We start from the raw sequence: 18,110 nt of genomic DNA on the forward strand, positions 1-18,110 counted from the left end.
AATGCGCGCTTGACGGTCAGGACTTCAACGAGCGTTGATCACGGTCAATGTGGCGCGGCCGGGCTGCTCCCGATGGTGGGGGCGCCGGTCGCCGGATAGGCTGGCGCCATGCCCACCCCGATCCCTGATGGCACCGACGCCTGGGCCGCTCTGCACGGCGGCCTGGTCTGGCAGGTGCCCGACCACTTCAACATCGCCCAGGCCTGCTGCACCCGCTGGGCGCGCAGCCATCCGCAGCGCGTGGCCCTGCGCACCGAAGCCGCGGGCCGCAGCGTGCGCCTGACGCGGTTTGGTGAACTGCAGACCCAGGCCGACCGCCTGGCCAGGGCGCTGCGCCGCCTGGGCGTGCGGCGCGGTGACCGCGTGGCGGTGGTAATGCCGCAGCGCATTGAGACCGCGGTGGCCCACATCGCCATCTACCAGCTGGGCGCGGTGGCGATGCCGCTGTCGCAGCTCTTCGGTCCCGAGGCGCTGCTCTACCGCCTGCAGGACAGCGAGGCCGTGGTGGCCGTCGGCGACGCCTCGACGATCGCCGCCCTGCGCGCGGTGCGTGGCGAGTGCCCCGCGCTGCGCCACCTGATCGCGGTCGACACGCCCGCCGGCACGGACATCGACTGGACCGCCGCACTGGCCGCCGAGCAGGCGGGCTTCACCGCCGTGCGCACCCATGCCGACGAGGCCGCGGTGCTGATCTACACCAGCGGCACCACCGGGCCGCCCAAGGGTGCGCTGATCCCGCACCGGGCGCTGATCGGCAACCTCAGCGGCTTTGTCTGCAGCCAGAACCTGCTGCGCAGCGGCAGCGGGCGGCCGCTGCGTCGCGCCCTGGGGCCGGGCGGCTTGCCCGCCGATGCGGTGTTCTGGAGCCCGGCCGACTGGGCCTGGACCGGTGGCCTGATGGACGCGCTGCTGCCCAGCCTGTACTTCGCGATGCCGATCGTCGCCTGCGCTGAACGCTTCGACCCGCAGCGGGCGCTGGCCCTGATGGCGCACCACCGGGTGACCAACACCTTCCTGTTCCCCACCGCGCTCAAGGCGATGATGAAGGCCTGCCCGCGTCCGCGCGAGCAGCATGCGCTGCGGCTGCGGGCGATCATGAGCGCCGGCGAGGCCGTCGGCGACACGGTGTTCCACTGGTGCCGCGAGGCGCTGGGTGTCACCGTCAACGAGATGTTCGGGCAGACCGAGATCAACTACATCGTCGGCAACTGCAGCCAGACGCTGGGCACCGACGGCCACCCGGCACCAGGCTGGCCGGCGCGCCCGGGCAGCATGGGCCGGGCCTATCCCGGCCACCGGGTGGCGGTGATCGATGACGAGGGGCGCGAGTGTCCGCGCGGCACACCCGGTGACGTGGCCGTGCACCGCCGCGATGTGCACGGCCAACCCGATCCGGTGTTCTTCCTGGGCTACTGGAAGCGCGACGAAGCCACCCGCGCCAAATACACCGGCCCGGTGGACGACAGCTGGTGCCGCACTGGCGACACCGCGGTGATGGACGAGGACGGCTACCTCTGGTACCAGGGCCGCAGCGACGATGTCTTCAAGGCCGCCGGCTACCGCATCGGGCCCAGCGAGGTCGAGAACTGCCTGGTGCGCCATCCCGCGGTGGCCAACGCCGCGGTGGTGCCCAAGCCCGACCCCGAGCGCGGCGCGCTGGTCAAGGCCTATGTGGTGCTGGCGCCGGGCTTCACCGGGGGTGAGGCCCTGGTGGCCGAGTTGCAGCAGCACGTGCGCGGCCGCCTGGCGCCCTACGAGTACCCGAAGGAGATCGAGTTCATCGACGCGCTGCCGATGACCACCACCGGCAAGGTCCAGCGCCGCGTGCTGCGGCTGCAGGAAGAGGCGAGGGCGGCTGGCCGGGCCTGAGGGGCCGAGTGCCTCAGGCGCTCAGCGGCCCACCAGCTGGAAGGCCATGTCCTGGCTGCCGTGCAGGTAGAACTTGTCGCCGGTCCAGGCGGTGCAGTAGAAGTCCAGGTGGTCGCCCCCATCGCTCCAGGCCCAGCCCCAGGTGGGCACGCCGCTCTGCCAGGCCAGCACGCTCAGCCAGTAGTTGGTGGCGCCCTTGAGCAGCAGCGGCTGGGGCAGCTTGACCTGGTAGTGGATGCGGTCGCCCTCCACGGTCTGCGTGACCTTGCTGATCGCGAAGCGGTAGGCCTGCACCATGCCGCCCTGGTAGTTGCCGACATCGGGCTGCACCGGCCGGCCGTCGGGGTAGTCGATCGAGGTCCAGAACTCCAGGTGGAAGCTGTCCACCGTGGTGGCCGTGCCCCAGTTGCCCAGGCCGCCCCACCAGTGCACGCTGGTGATTTTGGCGTCCGTCGTCAGGCGGAAGTTGTCCCAGACCTGCTGGTCCCAGTCGCTGCCGTCCACGCCCCACTGGGCCGAGGGCGCCAGGCCACCCGGCACCGACACGACCTGGCGGAACAGCTTGGCGGCCGAGGCCGGACCTGACAGTGCCATGCCCAGGGCGAGGGCGGCGGTGAGGCAGGCGGAGCGAAGCAGCGGGCGCATCGGGGATCCTGTCTATAAATGTGCAATATGGCCATTTTATGGCGAAACGGGGCCGACGGACAAGGCTGGCGCCTCGCTGGGCTGGCCGGTCTCCTGCGGCGTGCGCCTCAATCCGGCCGACACCGCGCCGATATCCCCAGGACGGCCCCACCCCGGGGCCCGCTGCCGACCTGCACCGATGTCCTGCCGATTTCCCCGCGCCGTCCTGTCCCTGCTGTGCCTGGTGTTGGCCGCGCCGGCCATCGCCTCGCCGGACGCCACGCTGGCTGAGCTGCCGCTGGAAGCCCTGCTGGACCTGCCGGTCAGCGGGGCGTCGCGCCTGGGCACCCGCCGCAGCGACAGCCCGGCCTCGGTCACCGTGATCGACCGCCAGCAGATCGAGGCTCTGGGCCTGCGCCGCCTGTCCGACGTGCTGCGTCTGGTGCGGGGCATCGACATCAGCAGCGACGGCAGCTACAGCTACGCCGCGGTGCGCGGCATGTCCTCGGCGGGCGACTACAACACCCGGGTCCTGCTGCTGATCGATGGCAACCGGGTCAACGACAACGTCTTCGACCAGGCCATGCTTGGCACCGAATTCGTGCTCGATCTGTCGCAGGTCGAGCGCGTCGAGTTCATCGCCGGCCCGGGCTCGGCGGTGTACGGCGCCAATGCGCTGTTCGGCGTCATCAACGTCGTCACGCGCGCGTCGGGTGCCTCGGGCGTGCGCGGCGGCCTGCGCCTGTCCCATGGCGCCGCGGTGGACACCTGGGTGAGCCTGGACACGGCGCTGGCAGGTGGTCACCTGGCGCTGGGCGCCTCATTGCAGCATGACCGCGGCGAGGCGGTCCAGGAGGCCTGGTTCGGTACCGGCCAGGCCGAGGGCACGGCCCGCCTGGCGCGCCAGAGCTGGTCGGCCCGCTGGGAGACCACGGGCTGGCGCATGAACCTGATGTCATCCCGCCGCAGCCAGGGCACCCCGGCGGGGCCGGACATCGTGTTCGGCGACACGCGGGCGCGCTTTGTCGACAGCACCTTGCTGGTCGATGTCGAGCGCCGGCTGGTGCTGGACGAGCGCCTGGATGGCCTGGTGCGCGCCTTCGCCGGCCGCTACCGCTTCCTGGGCGACTACCCGATCGACTACCCGCCGGTGACGCTGAACCGCGACTACGCGGACGGCGACTGGTGGGGCCTCGAAGGGCGGCTGCTGTGGTCGCCCACCGCCAGCCACCGCGTGGTCGTGGGGGCGGAGCTGCAGCGGCAGCAGCGGCAACGGCAGTACAACGCGGATGTCCAACCGGCGCCGCTGCTGTACCTGGACGACCTGCAGCGCGGCTGGCGCTGGGGCGTCTATGTCGACGACCAGTGGTCGCCGGCCGACGACTGGACGCTGCATGCCGGCGTGCGCCTGGACCGTGAGCTGGGCCGGGCACACACCAGTCCGCGCCTGGCGCTGGTCTGGCGCGCGGCCCCTGAATGGACCTGGCGCTGGCAGCATGGCCGCGCATTCCGCGAGCCCAATGCCTACGAGCGCCGCTACCACGGCGACGGGCCGGGCAGCTGGCAGCTCAACCCTGCGCTGCATGGCGAACAGGTGCGCGCCGACGAGATCGGCATCGACTGGTCGCGCGGAGCCTGGCGCGCCGCGGCGGCGGCCTATCGCAACCAGGCCGACGGCCTGACGGTGCTGCACTACGACCCGGCCACCGAACGCTACCAGGTGCGCAACCTGGGCGCGCTCGGCACCCAGGGGATCGAGGCCGAGGTCGAGGCGCTGTCGGGGGCCGACCGCTACCGCCTGCAGCTGGGCCTGAACCGGACCCTGCGCTCCACGCAGTGGCCGGGCGCGTTGACCTACCCGCAGCGCCTGCTGGGCGCCCAGGCCCAGTGGCAGCTGGGCGAACGCAGCCTGCTGGCGGTCGATGCGCTGGCGCGTTCGCGGCGCGGCGACGCCGCCGGCCACCTCCTGCTCCATGCGCGCCTGTCGCTGCGCAGCGAAGACCGCCAGTGGCAGCTCGCGCTGGGCGTGCGCAATCTGGCCAACCGCCGCTGGTACGACCCGGGGCCGGACGCTGTGCGCCAGCCGCTGGTGCGCGGCGAAGCCCGCCAGTTCTGGCTGGAGTGGTCCTGGGAGCCGTCGCGATGAGGCGGATGCGCTGGCTGCTGTGCATGGCCGGGCTCGGCTGGGCGCTCTGCCCGGCGGGGGCCGCTCCGCCGTCGCCGGTCGACGAGTGGCCGTTGAAGGCCGCGATCGCCTACAACCTGCTGCTGTTCACGCAGTGGCCTGACGAGGACCGCTGGCCCGCGGGCGCGCCGCTGGTCTGGTGCGTCGATCCGGGCAGCCCCTGGTGGCCGGCGCTGCAGGGCCTGCAGGAGCGCCCGGTGCGGCACGCCCGCGTGGCGGTGCGCGCGGTGAGCCGGTCCGCGGACACCGCCGCCTGTCAGGTGGTCCAGCTCGATGCCGGTCTGCGCCCGGCAAGCCGCCAAGGTGCCCAACTGCTGATTGCCGACGGCCGAGACGCGACCGGCCCCTGGGCGGTGCGGCTGGCGGTGCACGGTGATCGGGTGGTGTTCGACATCGACCTGACCGGCCTGCGCGCCGGCGGCCTGCAGATCAGCTCGAAGGCCTTGCGTCTGGCCCGGGAGGTGCGCGAATGAGCCATCCGAGGGATGCCGACGGCGCCGCCTGCCCCCTGGGCGCGTCGCCGCCCGCGCCACGCGAGTCTGCGCACACCCCGCCCGCGCCGGGTTCGCTGGCGGCCCGGCTGACGCGCCTGTCGATGTGGGCCGCTGCGCTGGCCCTGCTGGTGACCGGCGCCGCCCTGAACCTGGCGACCTACCTGATGGGCCGCGAGGCGCTGCTGCGCCAGTCGGCCGAGCAGGCCCGGCTGGTGGCCGCGCAGCTCGGCGCGGCGGTCGCGTTCAACGACCGCCCGGCGATGGGCGAGTCCTTGCAGAGCCTGGAGGGGGTGCCATCGATCACCCACGCCACGCTGCAGGGCGCCGGTGGCCTGCTGCTGGGTCGTTACGACCGGGTTGGCGAGGTCAGCGTGCGTGCAGCCGGCGGATGGGGGGCCGAGCCCTGGGTCGAGCGGCTGCGCGTGGCCGCGCCGGTGCTGCTGGACGGACGCGAGCTGGCCCACCTGGAACTGGAGGTCGACACCGCCAGCCTGCTGGAGCGCGGCCTGGTGTTCGGCGGCCTGACGATGGCCGTGGGCGCGGTGGCGCTGACCATGGCCTGGCTGTTTGCGGTGGGCGTGCGGCGCGACATCGACCGTGTCGAGCGTCGGCTGGACGACCTGGCGCACCGCGACCCGGTCACCGGACTGTTCAATCGCCATGCGGCGACCAGCCATCTGCAGGACCTGGTCCGCACCGGGGACCGGCCGCAGCGGCCCTTCTCGCTGATCTCGATCGACCTGGACGACTTCAAGCTGATCAACGACACGCTCGGCCATGCAGCGGGCGATGCGGTGCTCACCCGGGTGGCGGCGCGGCTGCAGCGCGGCCTGCGGCCCGGCGGGCAGGCCTACCGCTTCGGCGGCGACGAGTTCGTCGTGATCTGCCCTTGCGAGCAAGGCCTGGAGCAGCCCGCGATGTACCACCGCCTGGTGCTGGACGCGCTGGCGATCGAGCCGCTGGCCGAAGCCCCGGACATGCAGCTGGGCGCCAGCGTCGGCGTGGCCCGCTTCCCGCGCGATGCGGGCGACGTGGCCGGGCTGCTGCAGGCGGCCGACATCGCGATGTACGCCGCCAAGCAGCGCGGCAAGAACCAGCTGGTGATCTTCGAGCCGGCGCTGCGCGAGCGCACCGAGCAATGGATGCAGATCGCCAACGACCTGCGCGGTGCGCTGCGCCGCAACGAGTTGCGCCTGCAGTTCCAGCCCATCGTCGATCTGCAGACCGGCCGCACCATCGGCGCCGAGGCCCTGGTGCGCTGGCAGCACCCGCTGCGCGGCTGGATGCTGCCCGGCGACTTCGTGCCGGTGGCCGAACGCTCGGGCCTGATCGCCGAGCTCGGCGGTTGGGTGCTGAGCGCCGCCGCCTGCCAGTGGGTGGCCTGGCGCCAGGCCGGCCTGGGCTGGTTGAACCTGGCGGTCAACGTGTCGCCGCAGCAGTTGCGCCGCGGCCTGCTGACCCAGCAGTTCGACCAGGCCATCGCCGCCAGCGGCGCCGACCCGCACCACCTGACGGTGGAGCTGACCGAGCACAGCCTGGTCGAGACGGCCGATGGCCAGATCAGTCTGCTCGAAGCCCTGCAGCAGCGCGGCGTGCAGGTGGCCATCGACGACTTCGGCACCGGCCTGTCCTCGCTGTCCTACCTGAAGCGCCTGCCAGTGAACAAGCTGAAGATCGACCGCTCCTTTGTGGCCGGGATGCAGGTCCATGAAGGGGATGCGGCGATCGTCGGTGCCACCGTGGCGATGGCCGGGGCCTTCGGGCTGCAGGTGGTGGCCGAGGGCATCGAAACCGAAGGTCAGCGCCGCGAACTGGCGGCGCTGGGTTGCCACCAGGGGCAGGGCTACCTGTTCAGCCGGCCGCTGTCAGCCGCCGATTTCGAAGAACGGGTGCGCCAGGAACTGACGACGGCGGCGGCCGAGACCGTGCTGTGAGCGGCGGCGGGCGGCTCAGCGCGCGCACTGGCCGCGCGCCGCCGCCACCGCCAGCGCCGGCAGGCTCAGCAAGCCCATGCCGCTGCCGGCGAACTCGCCCTTCAGGCAGTCGCCGTGCTGGGCGGCCTTGACGTCGTTGGCCAGTGCGGTGTCGGTGCGCTGGATGTCGGTGTCCGTCGCCCGTGCGGCGCGCTCGCTGAGCAGCGGCTGGCTGCCCAGCTGGCGCAGCGCCTGGCGGCTGGCCGCCGAATCCAGCAGCCGGGTGCGGGGCGCCGAGGCGGCCGACGCAGGCGGCTCCACCGGCACAGGCGCGCTGGGCGCCTCGACGAGGCGCAGTTGCGCTTCCTGGGGGGCGGCCGTGCGCGCAGGCAGCGTCGGCGCTGCCGGGCGGGTGCTCGGCGGCGGCGCAGCGGGGGGCACGCGCCGCGCGGGGACCGGCGGCGGCTGGGTCAGCGGTGGCAGCGTGATCCACTGCAGCGCGGGTTGCGCCACGGCGCTGGGGGCCGGGCGCCGCATCAGGGTGTGCAAGGCCCCGAACAGCAGCAGGTGGAGCAGCAGCACCAGGGTGGCCGTGCGCCAGTCAGTGCGGCTCATCGGGCTCCCAGCGCAACAGGTCGCCCGGCTGGCAGTCCAGGGCCCGGCAGATCGCTTCCAGTGTGTCGAAGCGCACGCCGCGGACCTTGCCGGACTTCAGCAGCGAGATGTTCTGCTCGGTGATGCCCACCAACTCGGCCAGCTCGCGCGAGCGCATCTTGCGCCGCGCCAGCATCACGTCCAGGTGAACGACGATGGGCATCAGACGAAGGCCTCGATCTCCTGGGCCTGGCGCGCCGCCTCGGTCATCACCCGTCCCAGCGCGACGAAGACCAGCGCGCTCATCAGCAGCGCGTAGTCGTTGCTGCCCAGCATCACCGCCACCAGGCGCTGGCCCGGCGGGTTGTCCCAGGAGGCGGCCACCGAGGCCAGCGTGGTGCTCAGCGGCTGGGCCGCGGCCAGCACCGTCATCGCCCAGCCGAAGCGGCGCAGGCTGGCCAGCGGCAGGGGGCCGAACACGTCGCCATGGCGGTAGGCGCCGAACAGCGTCCAGAGCTGCCACAGCGCGCTCAGGGCCGCGGCCACCGGCAGCACGGTCACCAGCGCCAGGCGCCAGCGCACGGCAGGCGTGATGCCGCCCTGGGCCATGTCCAGCAGGTGCCCGCCGAACAGGCCTTGCATGGGTTCCAGCGAGGAGCCGCTGCCCAGCGCAATCCAGGGCGGCAAGGCCACCAGGCCCAGGGCGCCCAGCAGCGCCAGCGCACGCACCGCCCGCGCCAGCCCGCGCAGACGGCGGGCCAGTTCGGGGCGGGGCAGGGGGGAAGGGGTATCCATGTCCATGAAATTAATGTAAAACGATAAAACATGAACGTCAAACAATCATTTCTCCGCGGCTGTTCGGTGCTGGCGCTGGCGGCGTTGCTGGCCGGTTGCAGCAAGATCCCGCTGTCCAGCCTGTGGGCGCTGCGCGGCCTGCAGTTCGCCGACGTAGATGCCGCCGCGCTGCGCGCGTTGCTGTGGCTGCCCGAGGGCGTGGACCTGGCCGGTGGCGCGCTGACGGTGCGGGTCAAGGTCGAGCGGGGCAACGGCCGCCCCGACAAGCGCGAAATGGATCTGCACCTGACGCCGCTGTCCGGGGCCGCGGCCACCCACGGCCTGAGCGCGCCGCGTGCGGGCGGTCGCTGGCTGGCGCTGGGGCTGCCGGCCGACGAGCAGCAGCGCCTGGCCGAGTTGCGCCGCGAGATGCAGGCCTGGCGCGACGCCGATGGTCCCGACGCCAAGCGCACGCTGGGCCTGGGCGCCGAGCTGAACGCCTGCAGCCGCGCCAGAACGCCGCCGCCGCCCGCCGAGGTGGCGGTGGACGCCTGGTTGCGCTGGAAGCCGGGGCAGAGCGATCTGCGTCTGCTGGACGGTGCCACGCTGGCTGACCTGCAGCCCGACGGCGCACCGCCCGCCCTGCCGCGCTGCTGAGCCGCCGCGCCACCGGGTGTGCACGGATGCGGCACACTCAGGGGCTGACGACGGACCTGGACCCCTCCCCATGAAGCATGTTTCCCTCGGCCTGAGCGATCTGCAGGTCACCCCGATCTGCCTGGGCACGATGACCTTCGGCGAACAGGTCGGCACCGACCTGGCCCATGACATCCTGGACCGCGCCCTGGCGCGCGGCATCAACTTCCTCGACACCGCCGAGATGTACTCGGTGCCGCCCAGGCGCGAGACCTTCGGCGCCACCGAGACCATCCTCGGCCAGTGGTTCGCCAAGCGTCCCGAAGTGCGCCGCCAGGTGGTGCTGGCCACCAAGGTGGCCGGACCGAGCCGCAACATGGACTGGATTCGTGGCGGCGCCCGCGACCTCAGGCCCGAGCACATCGTCCAGGCCTGCGAGGACAGCCTGCGCCGCCTGCAGACGGATGTGATCGACCTCTACCAGATCCACTGGCCCAACCGCAATGCGCCGGCCTTCGGCGCGCTGTACTACGACCCGTCCAAGGACGCCGAGCAGACCTCGATCGAGGCCCAGCTGCGGGCGATGGAGACGCTGGTGAAGGCCGGCAAGGTCCGCCATGTGGGCCTGTCCAACGAGACGCCCTGGGGCCTGATGGCCTTCCTGCGCGAGGCCGAGCGCCACGGCCTGCCGCGCGTGCAGACGGTGCAGAACCCCTATGCGCTGACCAACCGCGTGGTCGACAACGGTCTGGACGAGGTGATGAAGAAGGAATCGGTGGGCCTGCTGGCCTACTCGCCGCTGGCCTTTGGGGGCCTGACCGGCAAGTACGACGGCCCCGGCTTCGACCCGGCGCAGCCCGAGCTGGGCCGCATCGCCCGCTTCGAGAGCATGCGCAAGCAGCGCTGGGCCCGGCCCGAGGCCCTGACCGCGGCGCGCCGCTACAACGCGCTGGCGCGCGAGCACGGCCTGAGCCCGGCCCAGATGGCGCTGGCCTTCTGCTACCGCAACTGGCGGGTGGCCTCCACCATCATCGGCGTGACCAGCGTCGCCCAGCTCGATGCATGCCTGGACGCCTGGAGCGTGAGCCTCTCGCCCGAACTGCTGGCCGCGATCGACCAGATCCGCTGGGAGATGCGCGACCCCGCACAGTGACATGGCGAAGAAGGACAGGCACGTCAGCGAGACGCCGGCCACGCAGTGGCTCAAGGCGCAGGGCATCGCCTACACCGAGCATGCCTACGACTACGTCGACCACGGCGGCACCGCCGAGTCGGCCAGGCAACTCGGCTGGGACGAGCACGCGGTGGTCAAGACGTTGGTGATGCAGGACGACAAGGCCGAGCCGCTGATCATCCTGATGCACGGCGACCGCCAGGTCAGCACCAAGAACCTGGCGCGCGAGATCGGCGTCAAGAGCGTCGAGCCCTGCAAGCCCGAGGTGGCGCAGCGCCACAGCGGCTACCTGGTGGGGGGCACCTCGCCCTTCGGCACGCGCAAGGCGATGCGCGTGTTCGTGGAGGCCGGTGTGCTGGCGCTGCCGCGCATCCTGATCAATGGCGGCCGCCGGGGCTACCTGGTGGGCATCGAGCCCGCGGTGCTGAGCGGCCCGCTGGGCGCGCGGGCCGTGCACTGCGCGTTGTGATTCAGCGCTTGCCGAACATCACCCCGATGGCCTTGCCGATCTGCTCGCGGTTGCCGCCCAGCGCGCTGGCCAGCGTGGCCTGAGGCCCCTCGACAGCGATCCCCGCGGCGGCCAGGTCGGCCTGCAACTGCTCGACTGGCCGGCCCGTCAGAGGCGCCAGCTGCGCCAGCGGGGCCTGGGTGATCGCGCGGATCGCCAGTTGCGGCGGCGAGCCGCCGCCTTCGCTGGCGCCAGGCGGCGGTGCAAAGCTGCCGGCCAGCACCAGCACGCTGACCGCCATGATGGCGCGGCCGGTGCCGCTGTTCAGGAAGTAGCGCTTGAAGCCCAGCCAGTTGGCAGCGGCGTGGGCGGCCACGCCGGCCACCATCAGCCAGCCCAGCCATTCATGGGCGGTCTTGTTCAGGCCGCTGTCGAGGTGAAAGAACATCAGGACGCCGGTGACGGCCATCAGGGCGAAGCTGCCGATGGTCAGCGGCGTGGCCCATTCGCGGGAGATCTTCATGGTGTGCAGGGGACGTGAGCGGAGATCGGGTTCAGGATAGCCAGCGCATGTGAAGGCTCTGTAGCGCGACTCTGAGCCAGGTCAAATGGGCGCGCGTTCAGGCCAGGGTGTCGTGGAAGTCGGCAGCGCCGCGCTTCCAGTAGGCGGCCACGCGCATCGCGGCCACCGGCAGGCCTGCGGCCTGCAAGCTGTCACGGGCGCGGGCCATCAGCGCGGCTTCGCCGGCGCACCACACGAAGCCCTCGTCGGCGGCGGGCAGGGCCCGGGGCAGGGCGGCCAGCCAGTCCTCGGCCTGGCGGCAGTGATGAACCTCGACGGGTGCTGCGGTCGCCGGCAGGGCCAGCTCGGCGGCATCGTCGACCAGCGCGATCACCCGCACCGATGCGCCCGCTGGGGCCTCGGCCAGTGCGCGGCGGATGGCCGGCAGCGCGCAGGCGTCGCCGGCCAGCACCAGCGCCAGGTCCGGATCGATCACCATCGAGCCGCGCGGCCCGCCCACCTTCAGCCACTGACCCGGCTGGGCCTGCCGCGCCCAGGTGGTGGCGGGGCCATGGCCGTGCAGCGCGAACTCGATCGTCAGCTCGCGGCGGGCCGCATCAAAGGCCTGGGGCGTGTAGTCGCGGCGGGCCTCGCCGCCCGCGCCGTCGGGCACGAACAGCTTGACGTGGTCGTCAAAGGACAGGGACAGGAAGTCGGCGAGGTCCTCGCCGCCCAGCACCACCCGCGCCAAGGCCGGGTGGGGGTGTTCCACGCGCAGCACCTGCAGCGTGCGCAGCTTCAGTTCATGGCGGACACGCCGCACGCGGCGTTCCTGGAGGCTGTGTTCCATTCGGGGTCTTGTTGGTTGATAATGTCATCCATCATGCCGAACAAAGTTGATAGTGTCAACCAAAAGCCCGAGGACCCGGTGGCGGGCGTCGTCGAGGCTCTGCACGCGGTGGTGCACCGCCTGCGCGCCGCCGCCGCGGCGGAGCCGCTGGACGACGGCCTGGCACCGATGGAAGGCCGGGCCTTGGGCTTCTTCCTGCGTCACCCCGGCGCCACCGCCTCGCAGCTGGTCGAGCACAGTGGCCGCGACAAGGCCCAGGTGGCGCGACTGGTGGCGGCGCTGCGCGAGCGCGGGTTGCTGGAGGCGCGCACCGACGAGCATGATCGCCGCGTTTCCCGGCTTCACCCCACCGCTGCAGCGGCGCGTCTGCATCAGCGGGTGATGCAGGTGCGCGGCCGCAGCGCGGCGCAGGCCTTTTCGGTGTTGGACGCGGCCGAACTGCAGCAGTTGCGCAGTTTGCTGGAGCGCATCGCGGCGGGTATGCGGGCCGGCGCTGGCTGAGTGCCCGGCGGGGTAGACCGTCAGCGATCCAACAGTTCGACGACGCGGGTGTGATTGCCTTCGCGGGCCAGATCCAATGCGGTCTTGCCGTTCTTTGCCTTCAGCGACGGCGTGGCCTGGGCATCCAGCAGCACTGCCACTACCTCGACATGACCTCGCGCTGCTGCCGCCATCAGCGCGGTCATGCCCACGCCATCGCCGGGCACCAGGTCGACGTTGGCGCCGGCCGCCACCAGTTGCCGCACGATGTCCAGCTCCCCATAGCTGCTGGCAAACATCAGCGCTGTGCGGCCGAGGTGGTTCTGGCGATTGGGGTCGGCGCCTGCGGCAATGAGCATGGCCACGATCTCGCCGTGACGTTCTGCGGCTGCGATCATCAGCGGCGTCCAACCGGCCACGTTGGTCCAGTTCCGGTCGGCGCCGTCCTTCAACAGGGTGGCCACGCGGTCCGAATGACCGACATAGGCCGCATCAAACAGGGATCGACCGCCGGGAGACACCATCGCGCCGCTGCCCAAGCCGTACCTGGACAAGGCCAGTTGGCAGGCATCCGCCGTCGGGGCCTCGGTGCAACTGCGTGCCGCGTGCTCGCACAGGTAGCGAGCCGCGGTGTCCACCGCAGTGCGGTCCGGCAGTCGTGGATCGACACCCAGGCGCGGCAGCAGTGCGCTGCGCTCGACGTCCAGGCATCGCGACAGCAGCACCTCGGAAGCCGGCATGCCTGCCGAGTCGGCGACCGCGCTGAACGTCGCCGAAGCCATGAGCGGCACCACAAGGGCGCTGGACAGGCGGGCTCGGTAGCTCATGAACATTCCTGGGCCGCGACCGGTGACCATTGATCTGGGCAGATTGCATCGCGCGGCGAGCCGGCCAGTCTTGCGTTGCCTCAATGGTCGGTGTCCTCGATGGCGCAGCATGGAATCAGCCGGCGACGCCAACACCGGAAAGCGAGGTGACGATGGGTTCTCTCCGAAGGAGCGCAGTCTGGCTGCGCGCGCTGCTGCTGGCACCCTGGCTGCTGGTGGCTACGGCATCACAGGGTGGTGTCGTCGAGGACGCGTCGGCCCTGCAACTGGCCGGCAATCCCGGCGCCGCGATGGCCCTGCTGCGCCCCGCCGCAGAGGCGGGTGACGCCGCGGCCCAGGTGCTGCTGGGCAGTGCCTATGCCTACGCCTGGGCGGGTCAGCGCGACCCGGCCGAGGCCTATCGCTGGTATCGGCGCGCCGCTGAATCCGGTGATGTGGAGGGCGCCTACAACACGGCCGTGCTGCTGGCCGCGGGCGACGGCGTTTCGGCGGACGCCGCGGCCGCGGTGGACTGGTACCGCCGTGCCGCGGAGCAGGGTCACCGCAGCGCGGCGTACAACCTGGGCCTGCTGTACGAGGAGGGTCGCGGTACGGCCGTCGATCTGGCTCAGGCCTTGCAATGGATCCGGCGAGCGGCGGAGGCAGGACATGCGGCGGCGATGGACCGCATCGGTCTGTCCTACCTGCGGGGCGAGGCCCGACAGCCAAGAGATGCAGTGCAAGGCCGGGCCTGGGTTCAGCGCGCTGCGGCGGCGGGTCATGCCCAGGCGCAGTTTCGCCTGGCCCTCATGCTGATCCAGGGTGTGGGGGGCTCCGTTGACGAACATGAGGCCATGCTGTGGCTGCAGCGAGCGGCGGAGGGCGGCCTGCCCGCGGCGATGGGTGAACTGGGTGGTCGATACCTGGGTGGGAAGGGCCTCCCACAGGACCTGACCGCGGCGGCGCGTTGGCTGACCGCAGGGGCAGAGCGCGACCATCCCCGCGCGCAGGCCATGCTGGGCCTGATGGCGGCAGACGGCGTGGGTGTGCCGAAGGATCCGGTGCAGAGCGCTGTCTGGCTGTCGCTGGCCAGCCGGCATGACGATGATCTGGCGCCGATGCGTGACCGCCAACTCGGGCAGCTCGATGCGACCCAGCGTGCCGAAGTCCAGCGTCGCCTGCAGGCCTGGCAACCGGTGCCATTGTCGAAGCCCATCGGCCAGCGGTGAGCGAGGGCCGGGCAGGCACCCGCCCGCTCCCGCCTCAGCCAGGCAAGGGGGTGCCGGGCTGCAAGCCGTGAGCGGCCAGCATGTCCACCACCTCGGCCACCTGCCGCCTGCCCAGGTGCGGCAGGGCCAGCAGCTGTCGCTCGTCCAGCGCGGCCAGGGCGCCCAGCTGTTCGATGCCTGCCCGGCGCAGCGCCAGCTCGCAGCGCAGCGACAGCCCCAGGGCGTCCAGCGGCCAAGCCAGTGAGCCGCGCAGGCGCGGGCGCTCCGGCGGCGGTGGCGGCGGCGCGGCGGCCTCGGGCGCGAAGGACACGCAGACTGCACGCAGCTGGCGGGCCACACGGGCCAAGGTGGCGCGCGGATCGGTGCCGGCGTCAGCGTCCACCTGCAGCGTCAGCCGCTCGCCCTGGCCGGACCGCCCCGCAGGCGCCGGGCGTACCCGCGGCAGCACCGCCCGCACCCCGGGCTGCTGACGCAGATGCGCGGCCATCCAGCCGCCCAGCGTCAGGCCCAGCCCGCTGGCCACGACAGCCTCGGTGGTCACCGAACCGCGCTGGGCTTCGAGTCTCCCGAGCGGCCCGTTCATGAGCGGGCCCCCGCGGCAGCCCGGCCGATCGCCTGCCGGGCGCATTGGTGGCTCTGGTCGAGCAGCGCCTGCACCTGTTCCAGGCTGGGCAGCGCCGGTCCCATGTCCACCACCCGGCCATCGCGCAGCACCTGCCGGCCACCGCCCATCAGGTACTCGCCGCCTTCGAACACGTCGTAGCCCGGCAGATCCCGCCGCGTGGGCGGGTGGGCCTGGTTGGGGCAGGCGGCGTAGCCGGGGAACCGGCTGAGGCGCGCCTGCAGCATCAGGGCGCCGCTCTCCAGCGACACCAGGTCCGCGCGACGTTCCCGGTTGAAGGCATGTCGGCCGCCGAAGGGCTCGTGGCTGACCGGCAGGCCCAGCCGGCGGCGGTGGAAGTTCTGCCAGTCGCGCCGTGCCTGCTGGGCCTGCGGGCAGTCGCGCTGGGCGCAGGTCAGGCGCATCAGCAGCGCGGGCTGGACGCGGATGCCATCACACAGCCAGGTCTCGCGGCGACGTCCGGCCGGGTCGATGCGCATGGCGATGCTCACCGCATGGGCCTGGGCCCCGGTGTCGACTGTGCCTTCCACGGTGTGGCGGGTGCCCGGCGCCGCACCGGGCGGCACCGCGGCCTCGATCAGCTGAATCAGTTCCGAGATGTGCATGCATTGCTCCTGCTGGCGACCCCACAAAGACAATCGCACCGCGCCTGCCGCCGGCAAGGGCCGGCCACAGGCGTCAGGTGCGATCGGTGGTGATGATCCGCCGCAGCGGGTCGGGCCGCAAGCGAACAACCGGGCGGCGCGTTCGGGAACCCCTTGACAGCCGCGCGGGCTGCTCAGCGGCGCGCGGACGACACGTCGTCAAAGAAACGCCAGATCGCCTCGTTGGCATCCAGCGCGGTGGACGCCGCCGGCTTGCCACGCCGCACCTGCTCGGCCCCGGGCCAGGAGTGTCCACCGGTGTCGGTGACGCACAGCCGCACCCGGCTGCCACCGGCACAGTCGCGGTGCTCCTCGCAGTAAGCGCCCGGCCGCTCCAGGATGCGTTGGGGTGCGCCGCTGCAGCGATCGCGCTGCACCCAGCGGGCAATGGTGTCGGGCACCGAGACGAAGTCCATCACCTGGGCGCGATCGCGGAAGGCTTCCGCCCCGGCGCCGCCGTTGAACAGTACGTGGGTGTCGTCACGCGCATGGATGTGCAGCACCGACACCGGCCGCGACGGTGTGCACTGCCGCGTGGCATCGGTGCCGGCCACCGCGGCCACGGCGCGGAAAAGGTCGGCCGCGTCGCAGGCCAGGCGGTGCGCCAGCATGCCGCCGTTGGACATGCCGGTGGCGAAGATGCGCGTGGGGTCGATTGTGATGCGCTCGCGCACCGACGCCACCACGGCGCGGATGAAGCCCACGTCGTCGCTGCCGCGGTCGCGGGCGGCGCCGCAGCAGCCGCCGGCGTTCCAGGTGGCGAAGCGCCCGCCCGGCAGGCGGCTGAAGCCGTTCGGGTAGGCCACCACGAAGCCGCTGCGGTCGGCCTGGCGGCTCAGGCCGTAACGCTCGTCGTCGGCCATGAAGGCCGCATGACCGCCGCCGCCGTGCAGCGCCAGCACCAGCGGGACCGGCAGGCCGGCGGGCAGGCCCGGCGGGACATGCACGACCAGTTCACGCGACTGGCCGGCCCAGTCCAGGCGCCAGTGGTGGGTGCCGGCGGCCAGGTCAGCGGCGTGCGCCGGCAGACCGAGCAGGGCACACAGGAGCAGCAGCAGGCGAAGGCGCAGCGTCATGCGGCGATTGTGCGCCGCTGTGCGGTCCCGGGGTCCTCAGGGCTTGGCTTCGGCGGCGGCCTTGGCCAGCTCGGCGTTGAAGGCGCGCACGCCGTTCATCACGCCCTGGGTGTAGGCCTCGCGGTCGATGGTCAGCTTGTACTGGCCACTGCTGGCGCTGATCGATCCCGTGCCGGTCAGGGCACCCAGCAGGCCGCTGAGGGCATTGGCGGTCTGCGGCGTGGTGTCGGCCACCTTGGTCACGGTGCCCGCCTTCTCGGTGACGTTGATCACCTGCTGCTTGGTGGCCACGCCCGGGATGCCGCGCATCATGCGCGACTTGGGCTGGCCCATCCAGTGCGCGTTGGCCACCCACAGGTTCATGCCCTCGGCCACGTTGGCCTCGGCCGAGATGCTCTTGTAGCCGGCACTGGTGCCCGTCCACGCCTGCGGGGCGTGAATGGTGTAGGTCGGGATGATCAGCGTGGCATCGGTGAAGCGGTTCTTGCCGCCTTGCTGGAACTCGGCGAACCAGCCGCCGCCCAGGCCCTTCTTGAAGAACTGCTCGTCGCTGGGCGTGGCGATGACGTAGTTGTTGCCACCCTCGGAGACGGTGGGCAGGCCCATCGGGCCGGTGCTGGTGTCGCGGGCCAGGCCGCGCACCATGTCGCGGTCCTTGATGTCGGCCCAGGTCAGCACGGTGTAGCCCGCGGCGCGCAGGCGCGTCACGGCGTCGTCGTAGGCGGCCTGGGCGAGCTGCTGCGCGAAGGCCTTGTCCAGGCCCTCGACCTGGTAGCTGGCCGACGCCTTGGCGCTGTTGTTGCCGCCGCTGAACAGGCCCGACTGCTTGGTGGCCGCCACCCGGCCATCGACCAGCAGCGTCAGGTAGACCGTAGGGATGACGACGGTCTTGTTGGAGTCGAGCAGGTCTTCCGGATTCACCACATTGACCTGAATGGGCAGTGTGGACGCATCGGTCTGGCCGGCGCTCCACATGGGCCACGCGGCCAGGGCGGCCAGACAGATCAGACGACGGCTGGGGGGCATGGTGTGACTCCTCTGCGAGCGGCGGGTGTATCGGTGTACGCCGCTTCTGGGGGCCAGGCGGATCATGGAGCGGCGAGCGCTGGGCGTTGCCTATGCTGTGGCCGTATAGCAGCTAGACCTTCCGCGCAGTGCCGGCGCCATTGCCACGGCGAACAATGCGCGTC

At 71.9% G+C, this 18,110-nt stretch carries 20 protein-coding genes; 9 read left to right on the forward strand and 11 right to left on the reverse strand.

From position 1 onward, the window contains the following. The first annotated feature begins 108 nt into the window (after positions 1 to 108). The gene (locus KAK07_RS10075; RefSeq protein WP_210855540.1) at positions 109 to 1,869 is read left to right on the forward strand and encodes an acetate--CoA ligase; all 1,761 of its coding nucleotides are present in this window, start codon (positions 109 to 111) and stop codon (positions 1,867 to 1,869) included. A gap of 21 nt (positions 1,870 to 1,890) precedes the next feature. Here the strand turns inward: KAK07_RS10075 and KAK07_RS10080 are convergent, their stop codons facing one another. Continuing rightward, positions 1,891 to 2,514: a DUF7901 domain-containing protein gene (locus KAK07_RS10080; RefSeq protein ID WP_210855542.1), complete on the reverse strand. Its 624-nt coding sequence runs from the start codon at positions 2,512 to 2,514 to the stop codon at positions 1,891 to 1,893. A gap of 178 nt (positions 2,515 to 2,692) precedes the next feature. Between KAK07_RS10080 and KAK07_RS10085 the strand changes: the two genes are divergently transcribed. The 3 genes from KAK07_RS10085 to KAK07_RS10095 are packed head-to-tail and all read left to right on the forward strand — an operon-like array spanning position 2,693 to position 7,106. After that, positions 2,693 to 4,639 carry a TonB-dependent receptor plug domain-containing protein gene (locus tag KAK07_RS10085; RefSeq protein WP_210860578.1) on the forward strand — a complete coding sequence of 649 codons (1,947 nt, stop codon included), beginning with the start codon at positions 2,693 to 2,695 and terminating at the stop codon, positions 4,637 to 4,639. A gap of 5 nt (positions 4,640 to 4,644) precedes the next feature. Next, on the forward strand, positions 4,645 to 5,151 hold the full coding sequence (locus KAK07_RS10090; RefSeq protein WP_210860586.1) for a YfiR family protein: 507 nt from the start codon (positions 4,645 to 4,647) through the stop codon (positions 5,149 to 5,151). Next, complete coding sequence (locus tag KAK07_RS10095; RefSeq protein WP_210855548.1) at positions 5,148 to 7,106, forward strand: putative bifunctional diguanylate cyclase/phosphodiesterase; 1,959 nt, start codon at positions 5,148 to 5,150, stop codon at positions 7,104 to 7,106. Before KAK07_RS10090 ends, KAK07_RS10095 begins: the two co-directional genes overlap by 4 nt. A 15-nt stretch (positions 7,107 to 7,121) precedes the next feature. On the opposite strand, the gene KAK07_RS10100 is transcribed toward KAK07_RS10095, so the two are convergent. The 3 genes from KAK07_RS10100 to KAK07_RS10110 are packed head-to-tail and all read right to left on the reverse strand — an operon-like array spanning position 7,122 to position 8,480. Continuing rightward, entirely contained in the window at positions 7,122 to 7,700 is a 579-nt protein-coding gene (locus KAK07_RS10100; RefSeq protein ID WP_210855550.1) for a hypothetical protein, read from the reverse strand. Next, the gene (locus KAK07_RS10105) at positions 7,687 to 7,902 is read right to left on the reverse strand and encodes a helix-turn-helix domain-containing protein (RefSeq protein WP_210855552.1); all 216 of its coding nucleotides are present in this window, start codon (positions 7,900 to 7,902) and stop codon (positions 7,687 to 7,689) included. The genes KAK07_RS10100 and KAK07_RS10105 overlap by 14 nt, the downstream gene beginning before the upstream one ends. Beyond that, positions 7,902 to 8,480 (reverse strand): DUF2975 domain-containing protein, encoded by a 579-nt coding sequence (locus KAK07_RS10110; protein ID WP_210855553.1) that lies wholly within the window; start codon positions 8,478 to 8,480, stop codon positions 7,902 to 7,904. The genes KAK07_RS10105 and KAK07_RS10110 overlap by 1 nt, the downstream gene beginning before the upstream one ends. 24 nt (positions 8,481 to 8,504) lie before the next feature. Here KAK07_RS10110 and KAK07_RS10115 point away from each other — a divergent pair, with 24 nt between their 5' ends. The 3 genes from KAK07_RS10115 to KAK07_RS10125 all read left to right on the forward strand — a co-directional run bounded on the left by KAK07_RS10115 (position 8,505) and on the right by KAK07_RS10125 (position 10,732). Continuing rightward, entirely contained in the window at positions 8,505 to 9,110 is a 606-nt protein-coding gene (locus KAK07_RS10115; RefSeq protein ID WP_210855555.1) for a hypothetical protein, read from the forward strand. Positions 9,111 to 9,180: 70 nt separating this feature from the next. Then, entirely contained in the window at positions 9,181 to 10,242 is a 1,062-nt protein-coding gene (locus tag KAK07_RS10120) for an aldo/keto reductase (RefSeq protein ID WP_210855557.1), read from the forward strand. A gap of 1 nt (position 10,243) precedes the next feature. Next, the gene (locus KAK07_RS10125) at positions 10,244 to 10,732 is read left to right on the forward strand and encodes an aminoacyl-tRNA deacylase (protein WP_210855559.1); all 489 of its coding nucleotides are present in this window, start codon (positions 10,244 to 10,246) and stop codon (positions 10,730 to 10,732) included. Position 10,733: 1 nt separating this feature from the next. Here KAK07_RS10125 and KAK07_RS10130 read toward each other — a convergent pair whose 3' ends face one another. Both KAK07_RS10130 and KAK07_RS10135 read right to left on the reverse strand, forming a co-directional pair. After that, a complete protein-coding gene (locus KAK07_RS10130; protein WP_210855561.1) occupies positions 10,734 to 11,234 on the reverse strand; it encodes a DUF4405 domain-containing protein in 501 nt (166 codons plus the stop codon). Between the two features lie 97 nt (positions 11,235 to 11,331). Further along, on the reverse strand, positions 11,332 to 12,063 hold the full coding sequence (locus tag KAK07_RS10135) for a siderophore-interacting protein (RefSeq protein ID WP_210855563.1): 732 nt from the start codon (positions 12,061 to 12,063) through the stop codon (positions 11,332 to 11,334). A gap of 33 nt (positions 12,064 to 12,096) precedes the next feature. Here KAK07_RS10135 and KAK07_RS10140 point away from each other — a divergent pair, with 33 nt between their 5' ends. Beyond that, positions 12,097 to 12,564: a MarR family winged helix-turn-helix transcriptional regulator gene (locus KAK07_RS10140; RefSeq protein WP_210855565.1), complete on the forward strand. Its 468-nt coding sequence runs from the start codon at positions 12,097 to 12,099 to the stop codon at positions 12,562 to 12,564. Positions 12,565 to 12,584: 20 nt separating this feature from the next. On the opposite strand, the gene KAK07_RS10145 is transcribed toward KAK07_RS10140, so the two are convergent. Next, positions 12,585 to 13,370 (reverse strand): ankyrin repeat domain-containing protein, encoded by a 786-nt coding sequence (locus tag KAK07_RS10145; RefSeq protein WP_210855567.1) that lies wholly within the window; start codon positions 13,368 to 13,370, stop codon positions 12,585 to 12,587. An 83-nt stretch (positions 13,371 to 13,453) separates the two neighbouring features. Here KAK07_RS10145 and KAK07_RS10150 point away from each other — a divergent pair, with 83 nt between their 5' ends. Continuing rightward, the gene (locus KAK07_RS10150) at positions 13,454 to 14,578 is read left to right on the forward strand and encodes a tetratricopeptide repeat protein (RefSeq protein WP_210855570.1); all 1,125 of its coding nucleotides are present in this window, start codon (positions 13,454 to 13,456) and stop codon (positions 14,576 to 14,578) included. A gap of 34 nt (positions 14,579 to 14,612) precedes the next feature. Here the strand turns inward: KAK07_RS10150 and KAK07_RS10155 are convergent, their stop codons facing one another. The 4 genes from KAK07_RS10155 to KAK07_RS10170 form a co-directional block, all read right to left on the reverse strand. Next, entirely contained in the window at positions 14,613 to 15,161 is a 549-nt protein-coding gene (locus KAK07_RS10155) for a DNA-directed RNA polymerase subunit alpha C-terminal domain-containing protein (protein ID WP_210855571.1), read from the reverse strand. After that, positions 15,158 to 15,805: a hypothetical protein gene (locus KAK07_RS10160; protein WP_210855573.1), complete on the reverse strand. Its 648-nt coding sequence runs from the start codon at positions 15,803 to 15,805 to the stop codon at positions 15,158 to 15,160. The genes KAK07_RS10155 and KAK07_RS10160 overlap by 4 nt, the downstream gene beginning before the upstream one ends. Positions 15,806 to 15,978: 173 nt before the next feature. Beyond that, positions 15,979 to 16,920, reverse strand: coding sequence for an extracellular catalytic domain type 1 short-chain-length polyhydroxyalkanoate depolymerase (locus tag KAK07_RS10165; protein WP_210855576.1), 942 nt, complete (start codon positions 16,918 to 16,920; stop codon positions 15,979 to 15,981). A gap of 36 nt (positions 16,921 to 16,956) precedes the next feature. Then, positions 16,957 to 17,946 (reverse strand): hypothetical protein, encoded by a 990-nt coding sequence (locus KAK07_RS10170; RefSeq protein WP_210855578.1) that lies wholly within the window; start codon positions 17,944 to 17,946, stop codon positions 16,957 to 16,959. Positions 17,947 to 18,110: the final 164 nt, after the last annotated feature.

Source organism: Ideonella alba (assembly GCF_018069875.1).
Taxonomy (GTDB): Bacteria; Pseudomonadota; Gammaproteobacteria; order Burkholderiales; family Burkholderiaceae_C; genus Ideonella; species Ideonella alba.

What these genes read in the sequence shown, in the direction of transcription:
- KAK07_RS10085 (WP_210860578.1), top strand. Translation starts at nt 2,693, where the DNA reads ATGTCCTGCCGATTTCCCCGCGCCGTCCTGTCCCTGCTGTGCCTGGTG.
- KAK07_RS10140 (WP_210855565.1), top strand. Translation starts at nt 12,097, where the DNA reads ATGCCGAACAAAGTTGATAGTGTCAACCAAAAGCCCGAGGACCCGGTG.
- KAK07_RS10090 (WP_210860586.1), top strand. Translation starts at nt 4,645, where the DNA reads ATGCGCTGGCTGCTGTGCATGGCCGGGCTCGGCTGGGCGCTCTGCCCG.
- KAK07_RS10145 (WP_210855567.1), bottom strand. Translation starts at nt 13,370, where the DNA reads ATGAGCTACCGAGCCCGCCTGTCCAGCGCCCTTGTGGTGCCGCTCATG.
- KAK07_RS10080 (WP_210855542.1), bottom strand. Translation starts at nt 2,514, where the DNA reads ATGCGCCCGCTGCTTCGCTCCGCCTGCCTCACCGCCGCCCTCGCCCTG.
- KAK07_RS10125 (WP_210855559.1), top strand. Translation starts at nt 10,244, where the DNA reads ATGGCGAAGAAGGACAGGCACGTCAGCGAGACGCCGGCCACGCAGTGG.
- KAK07_RS10105 (WP_210855552.1), bottom strand. Translation starts at nt 7,902, where the DNA reads ATGCCCATCGTCGTTCACCTGGACGTGATGCTGGCGCGGCGCAAGATG.
- KAK07_RS10120 (WP_210855557.1), top strand. Translation starts at nt 9,181, where the DNA reads ATGAAGCATGTTTCCCTCGGCCTGAGCGATCTGCAGGTCACCCCGATC.
- KAK07_RS10095 (WP_210855548.1), top strand. Translation starts at nt 5,148, where the DNA reads ATGAGCCATCCGAGGGATGCCGACGGCGCCGCCTGCCCCCTGGGCGCG.
- KAK07_RS10110 (WP_210855553.1), bottom strand. Translation starts at nt 8,480, where the DNA reads ATGGACATGGATACCCCTTCCCCCCTGCCCCGCCCCGAACTGGCCCGC.
- KAK07_RS10150 (WP_210855570.1), top strand. Translation starts at nt 13,454, where the DNA reads ATGGTCGGTGTCCTCGATGGCGCAGCATGGAATCAGCCGGCGACGCCA.
- KAK07_RS10170 (WP_210855578.1), bottom strand. Translation starts at nt 17,946, where the DNA reads ATGCCCCCCAGCCGTCGTCTGATCTGTCTGGCCGCCCTGGCCGCGTGG.
- KAK07_RS10100 (WP_210855550.1), bottom strand. Translation starts at nt 7,700, where the DNA reads ATGAGCCGCACTGACTGGCGCACGGCCACCCTGGTGCTGCTGCTCCAC.
- KAK07_RS10130 (WP_210855561.1), bottom strand. Translation starts at nt 11,234, where the DNA reads ATGAAGATCTCCCGCGAATGGGCCACGCCGCTGACCATCGGCAGCTTC.
- KAK07_RS10155 (WP_210855571.1), bottom strand. Translation starts at nt 15,161, where the DNA reads ATGAACGGGCCGCTCGGGAGACTCGAAGCCCAGCGCGGTTCGGTGACC.
- KAK07_RS10160 (WP_210855573.1), bottom strand. Translation starts at nt 15,805, where the DNA reads ATGCACATCTCGGAACTGATTCAGCTGATCGAGGCCGCGGTGCCGCCC.
- KAK07_RS10115 (WP_210855555.1), top strand. Translation starts at nt 8,505, where the DNA reads ATGAACGTCAAACAATCATTTCTCCGCGGCTGTTCGGTGCTGGCGCTG.
- KAK07_RS10075 (WP_210855540.1), top strand. Translation starts at nt 109, where the DNA reads ATGCCCACCCCGATCCCTGATGGCACCGACGCCTGGGCCGCTCTGCAC.
- KAK07_RS10135 (WP_210855563.1), bottom strand. Translation starts at nt 12,063, where the DNA reads ATGGAACACAGCCTCCAGGAACGCCGCGTGCGGCGTGTCCGCCATGAA.
- KAK07_RS10165 (WP_210855576.1), bottom strand. Translation starts at nt 16,920, where the DNA reads ATGACGCTGCGCCTTCGCCTGCTGCTGCTCCTGTGTGCCCTGCTCGGT.